The 16,888-nt window shown below is 56.5% G+C and carries 12 protein-coding genes and 2 pseudogenes; 10 read left to right on the top strand and 4 right to left on the bottom strand.

Annotation, left to right across the window (positions count from 1 at the left end; translation table 11 throughout):
• Positions 1–67: 67 nt before the first annotated feature.
• The 4 genes and pseudogenes from rhaB to rhaM all read left to right on the top strand — a co-directional run bounded on the left by rhaB (position 68) and on the right by rhaM (position 3,949).
• Positions 68–1,539 (top strand): annotated as a pseudogene (gene rhaB, locus P3C52_RS15900) (rhamnulokinase).
• Positions 1,536–2,792 (top strand): L-rhamnose isomerase, encoded by a 1,257-nt coding sequence (locus P3C52_RS15895; protein ID WP_275555927.1) that lies wholly within the window; start codon positions 1,536–1,538, stop codon positions 2,790–2,792. Before rhaB ends, P3C52_RS15895 begins: the two are co-directional and overlap by 4 nt.
• Before the next feature lie 10 nt (positions 2,793–2,802).
• Positions 2,803–3,645: a rhamnulose-1-phosphate aldolase gene (gene rhaD / locus P3C52_RS15890; RefSeq protein ID WP_275555926.1), complete on the top strand. Its 843-nt coding sequence runs from the start codon at positions 2,803–2,805 to the stop codon at positions 3,643–3,645.
• Complete coding sequence (rhaM, locus tag P3C52_RS15885; RefSeq protein WP_275555952.1) at positions 3,635–3,949, top strand: L-rhamnose mutarotase; 315 nt, start codon at positions 3,635–3,637, stop codon at positions 3,947–3,949. The genes rhaD and rhaM overlap by 11 nt, the downstream gene beginning before the upstream one ends.
• A 168-nt stretch (positions 3,950–4,117) precedes the next feature.
• On the opposite strand, the gene P3C52_RS15880 is transcribed toward rhaM, so the two are convergent.
• Both P3C52_RS15880 and P3C52_RS15875 read right to left on the bottom strand, forming a co-directional pair.
• Entirely contained in the window at positions 4,118–5,299 is a 1,182-nt protein-coding gene (locus tag P3C52_RS15880; protein WP_275555925.1) for a sugar transporter, read from the bottom strand.
• Between the two features lie 233 nt (positions 5,300–5,532).
• Positions 5,533–5,790, bottom strand: coding sequence for a hypothetical protein (locus P3C52_RS15875; RefSeq protein WP_275555924.1), 258 nt, complete (start codon positions 5,788–5,790; stop codon positions 5,533–5,535).
• 550 nt (positions 5,791–6,340) lie between these two features.
• On the opposite strand from P3C52_RS15875, the pseudogene P3C52_RS15870 reads away from it, so the two are divergent.
• The 6 genes and pseudogenes from P3C52_RS15870 (at position 6,341) to P3C52_RS15845 (ending at position 11,277) form a co-directional block, all read left to right on the top strand.
• Positions 6,341–7,534: pseudogene (locus P3C52_RS15870) on the top strand (MFS transporter).
• A 171-nt stretch (positions 7,535–7,705) separates the two neighbouring features.
• A complete protein-coding gene (locus P3C52_RS15865) occupies positions 7,706–8,191 on the top strand; it encodes an Rrf2 family transcriptional regulator (protein WP_275555923.1) in 486 nt (161 codons plus the stop codon).
• Positions 8,192–8,659: 468 nt separating this feature from the next.
• Entirely contained in the window at positions 8,660–9,013 is a 354-nt protein-coding gene (locus P3C52_RS15860) for a helix-turn-helix domain-containing protein (RefSeq protein ID WP_275555922.1), read from the top strand.
• A gap of 137 nt (positions 9,014–9,150) precedes the next feature.
• Positions 9,151–10,479, top strand: a complete 1,329-nt coding sequence (locus P3C52_RS15855) for a glycoside hydrolase family 28 protein (RefSeq protein WP_275555921.1) — start codon at positions 9,151–9,153, stop codon at positions 10,477–10,479.
• Between the two features lie 64 nt (positions 10,480–10,543).
• Positions 10,544–10,987 (top strand): ribonuclease domain-containing protein, encoded by a 444-nt coding sequence (locus P3C52_RS15850; protein WP_275555920.1) that lies wholly within the window; start codon positions 10,544–10,546, stop codon positions 10,985–10,987.
• A 14-nt stretch (positions 10,988–11,001) separates the two neighbouring features.
• Positions 11,002–11,277, top strand: coding sequence for a barstar family protein (locus P3C52_RS15845; protein ID WP_275555951.1), 276 nt, complete (start codon positions 11,002–11,004; stop codon positions 11,275–11,277).
• A 227-nt stretch (positions 11,278–11,504) separates the two neighbouring features.
• Here P3C52_RS15845 and P3C52_RS15840 read toward each other — a convergent pair whose 3' ends face one another.
• Positions 11,505–13,907, bottom strand: coding sequence for a virulence factor SrfC family protein (locus P3C52_RS15840; protein WP_275555919.1), 2,403 nt, complete (start codon positions 13,905–13,907; stop codon positions 11,505–11,507).
• Positions 13,908–13,912: 5 nt separating this feature from the next.
• Positions 13,913–16,888, bottom strand: coding sequence for a virulence factor SrfB (locus P3C52_RS15835; RefSeq protein ID WP_275555950.1), 2,976 nt, complete (start codon positions 16,886–16,888; stop codon positions 13,913–13,915).

Here is a 16,888-nt window from a genome sequence, read left to right as displayed (position 1 = left end):
TGTCAGTAAGGTGCAGAATTCGCGGAATTTTACACTGGTGAGCATGTTTCATCAGGAAGCGAATCTTATGACGCATCGCAATTTTGTTGCCATCGATCTTGGCGCCTCCAGCGGCCGCATTATGCTGGCACGCTACCAGCCGGAAACGCAGAGGCTCACGCTGGAGCAGATTAGCCGCTTCGCTAATCAGCGTCGCCAGCGTGAAGGCTATGACTGCTGGGATATTGACGCGCTGGAGCAGGCTATTCGCGACGGCCTTGAGCAGCTACTGGAGAGCGGCATCGTGCCGGATAGCATCGGCATCGATACCTGGGGCGTGGATATGATCATGCTGAACCAGGCGGGCGAACGCGTAGGGCTGCCGGTTTCCTATCGCGACAAGCGCACCCATGGCGTAATGGCGCAGGCGCAGCGCGAGCTGGGCCGCGACTTCATTTGGCAGCAGACCGGCATTCAGTTCCTGCCTTTTAATACGCTCTATCAGCTGCGCGCTTTTAGCCAGGCCCATCCTGAGCTGCTTGATGAGATAGCGCACGCCCTGATGATCCCGGACTATCTGCAATACCGTCTGACCGGCGTGCTGAACTGGGAGTACACCAACGCCAGCACCACCCAGTTGTTAAATCTCTCTACCGGCGAGTGGGACAGCGAGTTGCTGAGCTGGGCGGGGGCGCGGCCAGAATGGTTTGGCAAACCGCGCGCGCCGGGCACGCCGGTCGGCGAATGGCAGAGCCGCAGCGGCATCCGTATTCCGCTGGTGGCCGTAGCGACGCACGATACCGCCAGCGCGGTGCTGGCGACGCCGTTAACGGGTGCGGACGACGCTTATCTCTGTTCCGGCACCTGGTCGCTGCTGGGCTTCGAGAGCCGGACGCCGTTCAACAATAACGCCGCGCTGCACGCCAATATCACCAATGAAGGCGGCGCGGAAGGGCGCTATCGCGTACTGAAAAATATTATGGGGCTGTGGCTGTTGCAGCGTGTTTGCGATGAGCTGCAGATCGCCGATCTCTGCGCGCTGATTGATGAAGCGGCGAATTATCCCGCCTGTTTGTCGATTATCGATGCCAACGATGCGCGCTTTATTAATCCGGCCAGCATGGTGCGCGAAATACAGGACGCCTGCGTCGAACAAGCGATGCCGGTGCCCCACAGTCCGGTAGCGCTGGCGCGCTGCATTTTTGACAGCCTGGCGCTGCTTTACCGCCAGGTAACGGAAGAGCTTTCCACGCTGCGCGGCGGCGCTTTTAGCCGCCTGCACATCGTTGGCGGCGGCAGCCAGAATCCGTTGCTGAATCAGCTGTGCGCCAATGCCTGCCAGTTGCCGATCGGCATCGGCCCGGTTGAGGCTTCCACGCTGGGGAATATCGGCTGCCAGCTGATCGCCTGCGGCGAAATGGCCGATGTGAACGCGTTTCGTCGCTGCGTGGCGCAAAATTTTCCTCTCATCTTATTCAACCCATCTCAGACAGCGCGCTAACCGACGGCTGGTCGCGTTTTCAGGCGCTGAAACAACCGCGTAAGGAATTGTGCTTATGACCAGGCTTACAGAACAGGCTTTTGAACTGGCGAAACAGCGATATGCCGATAACGGCGTCGATGTCGAGGCCGCAATAGAACAACTGGATCGCATTCCGGTATCGATGCACTGCTGGCAGGGAGACGACGTACGCGGCTTCGAAAATCCACAGGGCGCGCTCACCGGCGGCATCCAGGCCACCGGCAACTATCCGGGCCGTGCGCGCAACGCTACCGAGCTTCGCGCCGACGTCGACCTGGCCTTAACGCTGATCCCAGGCCCGAAGCGTTTCAACCTGCATGCTATCTATCTGGAAAGCGATCGACCGGTAGATCGCAATGAAATCGAGCCGCAGCATTTTGCCAACTGGGTAAGCTGGGCCAAAGAACGCCAGCTGGGACTGGATTTCAATCCGACCTGTTTTTCCCATGCGCTGAGCGCCGACGGCTTTACGCTGTCGCACGCCGATCAGAGCATTCGTCAGTTCTGGATAGATCACTGTAAGGCGAGCCGTAAGATTTCCGCCTCGTTTGGCGAGCAGTTGGGCACGCCGTCGGTAATGAATATCTGGGTACCCGACGGCATGAAAGATCTGACGGTCGATCGTTTTGCGCCGCGTCAGCGGCTGATGCAGGCGCTGGATGAGATCATTAGCGAGAAACTGAATCCGGCGCACCATATCGACGCGGTGGAGAGCAAGCTGTTTGGTATCGGCGCAGAGAGCTATACCGTTGGCTCTAATGAGTTCTATCTCGGCTACGCCACCAGTCGCCAGACCGCACTAACGCTGGACGCTGGCCATTTCCATCCTACCGAAGTGATTTCCGACAAAATCTCTACCGTGATGCTCTACGTGCCGCGTCTGTTGCTGCACGTAAGCCGCCCGGTACGCTGGGACAGCGATCATGTGGTGCTGCTGGATGATGAAACCCAGGCCATCGCCCATGAAATCGTGCGGCAGAAACTGTTCGATAAAGTGCATATCGGCCTCGATTTCTTTGACGCTTCGATTAACCGCATCGCCGCCTGGGTTATCGGCACGCGCAATGCCAAAAAAGCGCTGCTGCGCGCGCTGCTGGAGCCGACCGACAAGCTGCGTGCGCTGGAAACCGCAGGCGACTACACCGCGCGCCTGGCGCAGCTGGAAGAGCAAAAATCGCTGCCGTGGCAGGCCGTCTGGGAAAGCTACTGTTTGCGCCACGATGTACCGGCGGATGCAGGCTGGCTGCGCAACGTACGTGATTATGAAGAACAGATCCTCAGTCAACGGTAAGGATGACACTATGCAATCAATTCTCTCTTCCTGGTTTGTACAGGGGATGGTGAAAGCCACCAGCGATATGTGGCTGAAGGGCTGGGACGAGCGCAACGGCGGCAACGTGACGATGCGCCTGCTGCCCGAAGAAGTGGCCGCGTTTGCGCACGATTTTGTCGCCGAGCCGCGCTGTATTGAACTGAGCCGTCCGGCACCGGGGCTGGCGAATGACTGGTTTATCGTTACCGGTTCCGGCAAGTTTTTCCGCAACGTACAGCTCGATCCGGCGGACTGCCTGGCGCTGCTGCAGGTGGATGAAAAGGGGCTCTCCTATAAAATTCACTGGGGGCTGGTGAATGGCGGCGTGCCGACGTCTGAACTGGCCTCGCATTTCCAGTCGCACAGCGTGCGCAAACAGCTGACTAACGGCGCCGACCGGGTGATTATGCACTGCCACGCCACCAATTTTATGTCGCTAAGCTATGTGGTAGAGCTGGATGCGGCGCGCTTTACCCGCCTGCTGTGGGAAGGCAGCACCGAATGCCTGGTGGTGTTCCCCGATGGCGTCGGCATCGTACCCTGGATGGTGCCCGGCACCGATGAAATCGGCGATGCCACTGCCCGGCAGATGCAGTCGCACAGTCTGGTGATGTGGCCTTTCCACGGCATTTTCGGCGCAGGCCCGACGCTGGATGAAACCTTTGGCCTTATTGATACCGCAGAAAAATCGTCGGAAGTGCTGGTGAAGGTGATTTCCATGGGCGGTATCCGCCAGAGCATTACCACCGAACAGCTGATTGCGCTGGGCAAACGCTTTAACGTTAACCCGTGGCAGGCAGCGCTGGATGTGGGACCAGCCAATGTTGCGTAAAGCCTTTGTAATGCAGGTTTACCCGCAGTGTCACGAAGCCTATCAGCAGCGCCATTCGCCCATCTGGCCGGAGCTGGAGCAGACGCTGAAGGCGCACGGCGCGCACCATTACAGCATCTTCCTTGATAAGCAGCGTAACCTGCTGTTTGCTTATGTGGAGATCGAATCGGAGGCGCGTTGGGACGCGGTTGCACAGATGGAGGTTTGCCAGCGTTGGTGGGCATCCATGCGCGAGCTGATGCCATCGAATTCCGATAACAGCCCGATCAGTGAGCCGCTGAAACCGGTCTTTTATCTGGAGTAGCGTCGCGGCCGTGCAGCAGTTAGCGGCGATGTCAGATGATGAAAGAACAGGGCGGATAAAGTTATCCGCCCTGTTTCTGTTGGCACGCGGCAAATGAGCAAAGGTAATTGAGGCTGTTCAGCTCAGCATAACAACGGCGCGGGGCTGAGAAACATGGCGTCCTGCCGGTTAACCGTTGCTGCGCAATTGCGGATAGCGACGGAAAATAAACACGCACCAGAACAGCGCCAGCAGGCCGAGGATCGCGCCGACATTGCCGACATCGGCCATTTTAAAATGCAGGCTGACCTGATTACCCAGCAGCGCGCCCGCACCAATGCCGATGTTATAAATACCGGAAAAGAGTGACATCGCCACGTCAGTGGCGTCCGGCGCCAGCGACAGCACGCGCACCTGCATCGCCAGGCCAATAGTCATCATTCCCATTCCCCACATCACGCACAGTACGGAAACCGCCACCGGATGGATCGCGGCGAACAGCAGCAGGCCCATGCAAAGCGTTATCAGGCCAATCGCGCACAGCAGCAGCGCGGAGGGGAATTTATTGCCCAGAATGCTAAAGATAATGCTGCCGACAATGCCAGCCGTACCAAAAATCAACAGCAGGAAGGTGGTGAAATTCTCGCCCTGCGAGGCAATAACCTGCATAAAAGGCTCAATGTAGCTGTACGCCGTGTAGTGCGCGGTGACCACCAGCGTCACCAGCAGATACATGCTGACTAACGCCGGACGGCGGAACAGCATCGGCACGCTGCTGAGCGAGCCGGTATGTTCGCTCGGCAGCTTAGGCAGCAGCTTAATCAGCATCAGCATCAGAACCAGCGCCGATGCGCCGATCATGCCAAAAGTAATACGCCAGCCCAGATATTGACCGATGATGCGACCAATCGGCACGCCTAAAACCATCGCCAGCGCGGTGCCAGTAGCCAACATGCTAAGCGCCTGCGTTTTCTTACCGGCAGGCGCGACGCGAATCGCCAGCGAGGCGGTTATCGACCAGAAAATAGCGTGCGCCAGCGCGATGCCGATGCGGGAAATCACCAGCACCCAGAAATTCCAGGCCATCAGCGAAAGAATATGGCTCAGAATAAACAGCAGGAAAATGGCACTCAGCAGCAGGCGACGCTCTACATTGCGCGTTGCCAGCATCAGCGGCAGTGACATCAACGCCACAACCCAGGCATAAATGGTCAACATGATACCGACTTCCGGCGTTTTCATGGAAAACGAGGCGGCAATGTCGGAAAGCAGGCCCACCGGCACAAATTCGGTAGTGTTAAAGATAAAGGCTGCCACGGCCAACAGGACAACGCGTAGCCAGGCCGTTTTACGAGAAACAGGTGTTTGCATGGGAATAAATGAATGCCAGAAGGATAAACAGTATTGATGCATCCATCACCAAAAGGTGACTTGCATCACATTTGTTCTCTATTGTGGTCGATTTATAGCAGGAGTGAAACAGGGGAGTAAAAAAATTATTCGCAGCGTCCTGTGGGAGCTTTCAGTAAGCAGGGCACCTCCGTTACAGCACGATGCTTGTAGAGGGGCTGTAACGGAAGGTTTTGGGTGCTGTGTAAAAAATATCAATAAATCAACTGTGCAGTGGCAGAAGTCTGCGTTTTACTGTTTTTGCGTTTTTTTAACGGCGTTGGACAGCAACGCTCGCAGCCTGTGGCCTGAGGGTGAAATTTTTTGGCCTGTTTGATGGCGTCAAGCGGTGCATAGAACGTACCCAGAAAAGTGCGATTTTCTAAGGCAGGAAGCAATGGACAGTCTCCCGTATGTACCAGCTGAATCCGTGATGAATTAGCGCTTTTATTAACATAATAAAACTTTCCCATACTATTCTCCTTCTATGTAATAAATTGCAACATAGCCATTTAATATAATGGATTTTGCAGGAAATCAAATCTTGAAAGAAGGTCTGTGGAAAGTATTAGCGCAGAAGAAAGATTATTTGGATATTATTTTATAAAATTATTTTTTAAATCAAAAAGTTAAAATAAATCAGTCTTTTCTGGAGAGTCAATAAATAGCGTTTACCATATGGAGAAGGGAAAATGTTCGTAATTTATTTTTTGCGAATCAAATTTGTTGAATAACATATGGTAATAACTTCAGTATTTATGATGCAGCCAGTAAAAACAGTAAGTCAGCTTAATTATCGCCAGGCGAAATAAAAATCAGCCATCACTGCTAAAAGTTAAAATAAATTTCTCATTTGCAGACGTGAGCAGGAGGCTGCGGCAAAATAAGGGCATTTGGCTGTCGTCACGCAATCGGCAAGCGGTGTACTGAGATGGCGTTTGCCCGCTGAACGACATTCCTGACGGTATCGCCAGCGCAACAGCGCGGCGTATCATTACTTTCTAACCCACTGAGAACAAAGGATTGCAACAGAAACTCCCTTATCCCGGCCTGCATGGCATCCTGTTATTAGGCATTGTACAAATCATTGCCTGGGGCGGATCTTTCTACATTATGGCGGTGCTGGCGGCGCCCGTGAGTCGTGAAACCGGTTGGTCGCAACAATGGATTTATGGCGCGCTTTCGCTGGCGATTCTGTTGTCAGGGCTATTAGCGCCGCTGGGCGGACGGATTATTGCCCGAACCGGCGGACGTACCATGCTGGCGGCCAGCGGCGGCGTGATCGCTGTTGGACTGACGCTGGTTGGGTTGAGCCATACGCTGTGGCTCTTTTTACTGGCATGGGCCATTATCGGCGTCGGCATGGCGATGGGGCTTTATGACGCGCTGTTCGCCACGCTGGGCACGTTATATGGCGCAACGGCCCGCCGCGCCATTACCAGCATTACGCTTATTTCTGGATTTTGTACCACGCTGGTATGGCCGTTTTGCGCGCTGTTAATTGAGTGGCTGGGCTGGCGTCATGCCTGTTTTGCCTATGCTGCACTGCTGCTGATAAGCGTTTATCCCGCCTGTTTGATTGCTTTACCGCCGGGCGGCGGACGAAAAAACACGTCTGTTAATAAAACGGTAGCTCATCAACAAAACGCGATACCGACGCCGCTTTTTTGGCTGCTGTGTGCCATTTTTACGCTGGCTTCGGTGATTATGACGGCGATTTCGGTTCAGCTAATTACGCTGTTGCAGCATCAGGGCTATACGCTGGCCGGCGCGCTGGCGATCAGCGCGGTATTAGGGCCTTGCCAGGTTGCTTCGCGCGTAGTGGATATGGCGTTTCGTCGCGGCCATCCGGTCTGGACGACCTTATTTTCCGTAGGGCTGGTTGCGATCGGGCTGGTGATGCTGGTGCTGTTTCCCCATATGGCGCTGCTGAGTATGTTGCTGTATGGCGCGGGCAATGGTCTGCGCGCCATCGTGCGCGGGACGCTACCACTGGCGCTGGTAAAGCCGGAGGATTACGCCGTTATTGCCGGACGTATGGCGCGACCGGCGCTGATTGGTTAGGCACTCACGCCGCTGGCCGGCGGCTGGGTTTTCCAGACTTTCGGTGCGCAGGCGACGTTGATCATACTGTGTGCGCTGGCGTTGATTAATGTACTGCTTACCCTGGTATTAAAAATGCGGCTGTCGCCACAGCCGGCGAGCCATCCTGAATAGCAGCGGTAGGGCAGGTGATCGCGCCGCCGAAGGGCGCGGAATTGTGAATATGTGCCTTGCGCCAGAGGTCATCTTCAAAGAGGCACCGGTGTTTGTTATATTATTGCGCATTGATTCTTCACAGCCGCGGTGCCAAAAAGAATAAGATTCACCGCAACTCAGGATGATGAAATGTTAGATTACCGCTTCCCGACAGCTTTGCAGATGGTCTTGAGCGTAGCGATGGCGGAGCAATCGGGCAAACGTTCCACCAGCGCCATTTTGGCATATGGTCTGGAAGCTAACCCAAGCTTTATTCGCAAGCTGATGGTTCCGCTGACGCGCGATGGCATCATTGTTTCGACTTTAGGCCGTACCGGTTCCATCCATCTTGGCCGTCCTGCCGATCAAATAACGTTACGTGATATTTATGTTTCGGTGATCGAGGATAAAAAAATCTGGGCATCGCGCCCTGAAGTGCCTGCGCGTTGCGTGGTTAGCGCAAATGCCTGCTGGTATTTTAAAGCGATTGCGCAGGAGGCCGAAGAAGCCTCGCTCAAGGTGCTGGCTAAACGTACCGTCGCCGATGCGCTGGAGGAGCTAAAAACCAGGGATACCAGCGGCTGTGAGGCCGTACCTGAACCCGAGCCGGAAGCACAGTGTAAAAAGAGCCGCTAAATGCGGCTTTTTTATGGCGGGGAAATAACGCATTTGACCCGTTACAGCATCCCTTATTAGTTACAACATACTTAAACGGTAATCAAAACTACAAACATCAACAAAGTGCAAAAGCTATGCAGGGAAGAGCGATCGGGGACCGGCCCGCCTGAAAGAGGATACGCAGGTTTTGTGCTTTTTTAGCGCACTAAATTTCTTTTATCTGGAAGCAGCGAGCGACCCTTTTTCTGACAGCTATGGCCTATCAGTGGTATTGGTAGAGATAAGGAATAACATCAGTCCAGGAGGTTATTTTATTTATTATCAATAATTTATGATGTGTTTTTCATAATAAAATCCTTCCCTGATGCGCAGTCTGCTGCATTTAATGTATCAATATAGTTTGCAATTTCCGGCAAATTCAGTCACCGTTAAAGTGTAACTGCAATTGATACTGATACCATTAGCGCTGGCGACGGGAGAGAGAAGATGAGAAGCGACGCGTTTATTCACGATCTGATTAACTGGATTGATAACAATATCGAAGGGCGACTGGATCTGGATACCGTTTCTGAGCGCGCTGGCTATTCGAAATGGCACCTTCAGCGCATGTTTAAAGAGCATACCGGCTATCCGCTGGGCGAATATATCCGTTCCCAAAAGCTGAAAAAATCAGCGGATCGCCTTACCAGCAGCAATGAGCCGATCCTGAATGTAGCTATCTCATTAGGGTTCGATTCCCAGCAGTCATTTAACCGCAGCTTCAAACGACAGTTTGGTAAAGCGCCGGGCGCATGGCGTCGCAGCGTAAGCCAACAGCACGTTAAGTCATTACAAAGCTGAGTGAGCGGCAGGGCCGGTTTTTCCGGCCCGCGTTGTGAAACATCTCACGTTTCACGCCTCTTTAGTCATTTCTGAAATAGCGTTTCAATATAATCTGTGTTGGGATTAGCGCATCGTTTTCTTGAGGAAATGCGCCGATGCTGATTTCAATGGACGATTACCATCCTCACGCCGATGGCACTACCGCCGACACTGCCTGTTTCCAGCGCGCGCTGGATGCCATTGCCGCACGCGGCGGCGGCACGCTTTACATTCCTCCCGCCCCTTATCTGATTGGCTCGCTGCTTTTGCCAGAGAACTTAACGCTGCATCTGGCCGCTGGCGCAACCCTGATCGCCAGCAGTCAGCCGGAGGATTACCTCACAGAGGCGCAAAGTCAGGCGGAATGCTCCTCGCGCGTGCTGCTTTATGCATCCGGCAAGAAAAACATCACCATCGAAGGAAAAGGGCGCATTGATGGTAATGCCAGTGCCTGGTTCGCCGCTGAAGCGGATGAGATGGGTTATCGGCTGCCGTTACCGCAACGGCCGCGCATGCTGGTATTGGAGAACTGTCGTCAGGTCACGCTGCAGGACTTTACCATTGAGCAGGCGCCGATGTGGACGGTGCATCTGGTTAACTGCGAGCAGGTCAGAATCAGCCGTCTCTGTATTGATAACGATCTCTCCATGGCGAACACCGACGCGCTGGACATTGACAGCTGTCGCTATGTCCACGTCAGCGACAGTTATTTTAGCGCGGCAGATGATGGCATCTGTATTAAAACCACGCGCAAGCCGCTGGCGCTGCGTGGTCGGGCCGCTCATATCACCATTACCGGCACCATTCTGCGTTCTAACAGCTGCGCGCTAAAAATCGGTACCGAAACCCATGATGATATTGAAGATGTGGTGGTGACCGGCTGCACCATCCTCGATTCGAACCGGGGAATCGGTCTGCTGAGCCGCGATGGCGGGAATTTTCGTCGGCTATCTTTCAGTCATATCACTTTTAACTGTATCTATGCGCCGCCGGTCCACTGGGGCAAAGCGGATCCGGTATTTATCTCTGTGCGCCCGCGTCACCCCGAAATCACGCCGGGCGAAATTGCCTGGGTGCAATTCAGCCATCTTACCGGCACAACCCAGGGCGCGATTAATCTGCATTGTGAAATTCCCGGCGCGCTGCATCATATTAGCTTCGATCATCTGTTAATTGATCAGCTTGCCAGCGCGCATCCTGAGCAGGGCTGGTACGATATTCGCCCGCCCTGTAATCCGGCAAATCCCGGCGGAATGGGGCTGGATAATGCTTATGCTATTAATCCGGCCACGGAGCGTCCCTGGGGTGTAGAGCGCTGGCCGGACGGCATGCCAGGCCTTTTTGCTCAAGGCGTCACGGCGCTATCGCTCAGTCAGGTACAGATTAACCGCCCCGATCCGCTGCCGCCGGGATGGGCTTCACAACCTGTTATCGAACGTCCTTAACCTCGGTTCCGCTCCGGCGGCGAGGCTGATATAGTGGCCCACCGAGGTTAATTAACTGAAAACGATGTCTAAGAAACTCTGGATTGGCCTGCTCTTTGTACTGGTTGTCGCCTTTATTGGTCTGCGGCCTCATTTTCAGCAGTGGCCATCCACTTCTGCGGTTGCGACGGATGAGATAAGCGTACGCACCGCTGACCGACAGGTCGCCAGCTATCTTCAGCAGCATCGGCGTTTGCCAGATTTTTATCTCACCAAGGCGCAGGCGCGCCGCGAAGGATGGACGCCTTCAAAGGGCAATCTGTGTCAGGTATTACCCGGCCGCGCCATTGGCGGCGATCGTTTTGCAAATCGCGAAGGAAAGTTGCCCGTCGATGCAGAAAGGCAGTGGTATGAGGCGGACGTCAACTATCATTGTGGACGACGCAGCACCGACCGGCTGCTTTATTCTAACGATGGGTTAATTTATCTGACGACCGATCATTACCGCAGTTTTCAACGCGTGGAGTAACGTCTGTGCTGGAAATGCATTTCGATTTTTTAGCCATCCGCAGCCGCGAGGATTTCTACCGTTGCTTTGTCGAGCAGAGCGGCATAGCAAACACTTTCGGCGAGAATCTTGATGCGCTATGGGATGTCCTGACGGGCGAGCTGCGCCTGCCGGCGCGTGCCTGGCTTTATCATCTCCCGGCGGCGCAACCGTACGCCGAGCTGACGGCGATTATCGATCTGCTGGAAGAGGCGCAGCGTGAATTACAGGGCGAATTTATTCTGCAGCGGGTGCAGGTTTGCGGAAAATAAAGTAGTAGCATCAGCATCATAAAAAAAGCGCCAGACGGCGCTTTTTTACTGGCTAATGTTTTCAGCAAGCGGACGTTTTTGCCTGCGGTTACAGCCCGGAGGAAGTCCATGCGGGCCTGTTTCGCCTTACTCACGATAAACTGGCGACATGCCTTGTAGAATCTCACCCTGTCTGTTTTGGCGTTCGTGGTCTGGACGCTTATCGCTTCCGGTCGTCACGGAAATCCTTAACCGCGCATCAGCCTCAGCGCCTGCTGTAGCGGCAGGCGCGCGCTGTCGGCGATTTCGCTGCCGCCCGCATAGCCGCTGTTCTCGACAATCAGCGTATTCAGCCCAACCAGCCAGTCATAAATATAAAAGGCGGTAGTGTTGGCTGGCGCGGCGGAAAGGCGCGTCAGGCGCTGTGCGCTGCCAAAGGTTACGGCAGGCGTTTGCGGCTGGGCGAAGATCTTCTGGCCGCGATTAACACGGCTGTCAGGCCGCTCCGCCACATCGCGCTTCAGGAAGCCCAGCCAGGCGACAAAATCGCCCAATACGGTCAGCGCCCGTGACACCTGACGATCGACTTTGCCTTCGCGCGCAGCGTTGACCGCTTCATGTTCGGTCAGCGTACGTAACAGGCTTCCGGCGATATCGAGGCGGAAACTGGCGGTAATCAGCTCCTCAACCAGCATCTGCAAGGTGCTTTTGCTGACGCCCAGCAGCGAGAGCAGGCCATCGTTATCGGGCAGGCTGCGCAAATGATGGATCCAGTAACGCTGCACGTTATAGGCAAACAGGCTGTCGCTATCCAGCACTGTTTCATCGCTTTCGCCCGCCAGCGTCGGCTCCGGCTGATTGCTGAACAGATCGAACTCGAAGCCGATGCCAAAATGGCTGCCCGGCAGTTTAGGCGCGGCGGGCGTGGCGTGCGCGCTTGCGCTGGCTTGCTGCTGCGGTAGCAAATAGAGCGCGCGCAGCTGTTCGCGTGAAGGCTGAAGCCGTTCCAGCAGCTCGCCGTGCAGCCCGGTGCGCGTTTGCAGCGCCTTTAACAGGTTGTCGGCAATCTGCTGCTTCTGTTGCACATCGTTCACCGGCTGCGCCCAGTCGGCCAGCAGCCGATCGGTCAGTTCATTACGCAGGCGCTGCAGACGCTCCTGCAAGCGCAGACGCCGGTCGTCAGGTTTGATTTCCGCCTGCAGCCAGCCCGCCATACGCTCAATGCCGCCCGCATCTTGCGCCAGCATCGAGCCCCAGTCGCTGCCGGCAATGCCGGTTTGCCGCTGTACCGCTTCGTCAATATTCGCCGTTTGTACATAGCGACCGTCGTAGCGGGTTACCGCCCAAATCAGCACCGGCTTTTGCACGCGCTGATTTTCAGTATCGCCGCGCTGCATGGTCTTCAGCCACTGCGTCAGCATGCGTCCAACCTGGCTGGCATCCTGACGTTCGCTGGCGGCGGTGCAAACCAGCAGTCTGTCCAGTTGCTGGCGCTCGCCATAAAATTCCAGAAACAGCGCGCGGCGCGCGCGCATCAAACGGGCAAACAGCGGGAAACGCGAGGCGGCCAGCGCCTGCTCCTGACGCGCATCTTCATCCAGCGCGGTGCCGAAGCCAGGAATATCTACTGCCTCAACCCGATCGAACAGCGCCTGGCGCGGCGGGGTTGAAAGGGGAATAACCACTTCCAGCGTCAGCAGCTGCAGTTCCGCCAGCGACAACGAAACCGGGCTGGCGGAACGGTCGGCCAGGCGCGGGACAACCTCTACCGGACGCGCCGTATTGTTTGGCGCTGTCGCCGCTGTGCTGAATAACAGCTCCGCGGGCAACAGCGACTCATCCACTAACAGCGAAAGCGGCGCCAGCACGTGCGGCGCATGCAGCAGCGCATGCAGCGTGTGCGCCAGCTGGCGCCACAGCGCGGTCAGCGCTTCTTCATCATTCCACAGCAGTGCAAAGAGTTGAGCGCGGTCGTCAACGCTAAGATGCGGCGCCAGTTCACAGGCCTGCGGCCAGAAATGGCGATTCAACAGCGCGGCGCGTTCGGCATCATGCCGACGGCTAAAATCCCACAGCGCAACCAGCTCATCGCTGGTCAGGCCGGGAACGGGCTGCGGCTGGCGCAGGCGCTGCAAATGCTCAAGGCGCGCCTCCAGCTTTTTCGCCTCCAGTTCGCCCTGCGGCTGTTGTAACGCGGCTTTTAGCACTACGCGCGTCATCTCAGCTTCGCTCAGCAAGGCTAAGGTCAACGGCCTGCTGGCATCGTCGATCTCGCGACAATGGCTGAAACGCGTCGCCAGACCATAATCCTGATGGCCGGGATTGATGTGCGTCAGATAGTTCAGCGCCTTGCCGCCAAAGGTAGCGGTTAAATGCCCCTGAACATCGCCCACCAGCGCCTGCAACAGCGACGCTTTGCCCGCCTGCGACAGGCCGTAAAAGCCGATAGTGTTTTCGTCCGGCTGCGTCGTTCGCATCTGGCGCAGCTGATATTTGCCCCGGCGCAGAGCGAGCGTCAGGCCATCGGCTTCCATATCCAGGCGCGGCGACTGCACGCGCTGGGTCTCAATCCAGGCGAGCGCCCGATCGATGCCTTCGTTCATTTCCGCTAACTGCTGGCTGAACGGAGAGGCCTGTTGTTTCAGCGTCACGGCTGTCATTTCTTAAATACGCTCCCGCTGTCAATCCAGTATTGGGCATTGGCATTGCCGCTGGCGGACAATGTATTCAGTTTCAGGCTGAGCTGCGTGAGCGGCACGCGCGTACCGTCATCCAGACGCGCGTCGGCCAGCACAAAGCGTTCCGGCGAGCCGGATTGCGCGCCAGGCTCCACCGCCAGCTTCACGCGCAGCACGCTGTCGCCAGCAACCTTGCGCGCCAGTTGCGCATCGTTAATCGTCAGGCTGTAAAGCGGCGACGCCAGCCAGCGATCGTTATCCAGCTGGCGGAAGCCCAGGCAAACGTTGCCACGGATCTGGAAACTGCTTTTGCGGTCCGGCGTCCAGCCGGCATCGTCCAGATCGATTTCACTGTAGCAGACGTTATCGCTGGTCAATGCGCCGCTGTCGTCCAACATGCCGAGATAGCGAATGGTGGAATAGGGCTGGAAATCGCCCGCTTTAAACCAGAAGCTCGACAGACGTAAATCGAGCGCCAGCAGGCAAAGCATCGCGCCAACCGCGGCGGTCGATTTCGGGTTATCGATGCGGCCCATTTTGTTAAACGGATACCAGTCGCTGGTGTGATAGCCCTCCAGCGACAGAATGCGGCTGCCCGGCAGCGGCTGCAGGTGACGGAACAGCGCCTGCACGCCAGGAAAGCGCGACGGACGACCGGTCAGCAGCAGTACATCGCAGCTGTAAAGCGAGACCACTTCCGCCATTGAACGCAGCGCGGGAACAATCGCCATGCGGTGCGACAAAAATTCGCCGTGCAGCTTGCTGAGGCTGACGACCATCGGCACCTGCAAAATATCAAACGCCAGCTGGCCGCCAAGCGCGCGCTGCGCCTCGCCGTTGATATAATCCAGCACTGCCGCGCCGGGACGCTGCGTCAACAGCTCGCCATAGAGCGCTTCGATTTCGGCGCTGGTATCCAGCGGATCGTAGCTTTCGTAGCGCTCCAGGATCGCCTGCGCCAGCGGAATAAACAGCTGCAGCGTCGCCTGCTGGCGCAGCGTCGAAAAGCCATCCATGCGTCCGTCATAGCCGAACAGCTTATCCAGCAAAATATCGGGATTCGCCAGGCCAGCCTGCTTCAGCGCGCCATGCAGCGCGGGCAGCACATACAGCTGAATCACATCCAGCAAAATATCATCACCGGCGACCTTAAAGCCTTCGCGGAACAGCAGGCGCGGGTTGATTTTCACGTTGTTGCCCTGGCCATCGTCCAGCGCGTAGTGCGTGATCGCCAGATCGGTGGTGCCGCCGCCAATATCGATCGAGGCGATACGTAATGTTTTGCCGGCAGGCTCGTTGGCATCGCGCAGACGATCGGGGCGCGCCATGCTGGCGAAGAACGCTTCCGCGCGTCCGGCGAAATTCACCTGGGTTTCATTGAACAGATAAACCATCTGGCCGCAGGTGGCCTCATCCCATTCCATCTGCACATCAGGCACCGGACGGCTGCTCTGCGCCTTATCGCTGGCGCTGTCAAAGGCGGCATCGGCCGGATGCCAGCCCATCGCCTTCCACACCAGGCCAATCGCATCCTGCATGCGGCAGCGGAAAATTTCGCGCTCCGGCTTCGGCATCGCCGAGGGCAGGGTAAGAATAATATGACGCAGCTGCCGCGGCGCGTAGCTGTGCGGCATTTTCTGGCGCTGCGCCGCGCTGTTCATCTGCATCATCGCCTGCGCCAGCAGTTCGCCGAGCATAAAGGTCATCAGCGAGCTGCGGCTGTAGTGGGCGGAAAAGACCGGCAGACGCTCATCTTCCGCGACCTGCCACAGCGGTTCGCCTTCATCATTAATCAGCGTCATCAGCGGTTCAGCAATCGCCTGCGGCTCGGCGGCGGCGCGATCGGCGCGGTTAAACCGCCAGCCAGCGGCGTAGCGCGCCTCGTCCCATAAATAGCGGCGTGGACTGGAAATGCCGGTGGTGCCTTCGGTGCCGGCGCGCTGGAGCGCCATGCGGCTCGCTTCACGGCCGACGCGCGTCATCGATGGCCAGACAAAGGCGTCTTCGCGGCCGCTTTCCACGGAAAAGTTCTTTTTGCCAAAACGGGCTTCGGCAAACTCAACCCGGCTGTCGAACATCTCGTTATAAACCCGATGCGGCTGAGAGAGATCGCGCAACTGCAGCTCATAGGTTTGCTTCAGACCGTTAACTTCATCCGGATGATCTTCCACCAGAATGCCGCAGGTATGGGAGTTGCCAACGTCGAGGATCAGATCGACATTAACCACCGGCTCCTGCAGGGTGGCGGTCAGCACGCGAATATCGGTCAGCGCCAGCTGGGTGCCGAGCAGCTCCAGCAGGTTCAGATAGTGCGCCTGATACTCAAACTCGCGCAGCGCCATTTTAATATCGCTGTCGTGACGCGCTTCCAGCTCCCCGGCGCGCTGGGAAAATACTTCGCGCAGCCAGCCGTCAACCCACGTCAGATCGAGAAAATTGCCCAGTTCATAGTTTTGCCAGGCAAGCGCAAAGCCGACGCCGTTATTGGCATCAGAGGGCGTTAAGGCTAACAGAGCCTGATCGCTGTCATCGGGTGCCGTCTGGGTATCAAACGCCAGCACCACGCGATGGGTATGGCCTTCCGCATCGGGACGATCCAGCGCCACCACCTGCATACGTGCCCAGTTTTCCGGGCCGCCGATAAACTGACGCGGCGGCGCGCAGCGTAAAATGGGCAGCGGCAGCCAGATACCGTTCAGCAGTGCCAGCGACTGCTGCTGAGTGGTGCTGCATTCCGGCTTTACCACCTCCGGTGCGGCGCCATCTTCCAGCGGCAGCAAAAAGCGGCCGCTGGCGGCATCATGAGTAACGCGCAGCAGCGGGCCGTTGGCCGTTTGCCGCACAAATTTGCGCGGCTGGCTGTCACTCATGGCAATGGCGAAATCGAGGAACTGAATGCCGCTTTCCGCGATCAGGGTAATTTTTTGTTTAAAGTCGGTGATGGGCGCCAGCAT

Source organism: Mixta sp. Marseille-Q2659 (assembly GCF_940807255.1).
GTDB lineage: Bacteria > Pseudomonadota > Gammaproteobacteria > Enterobacterales > Enterobacteriaceae > Mixta.
Note: the sequence above shows the minus strand (reverse complement) of the source record. Positions and strands in the feature narration are given on the sequence as shown.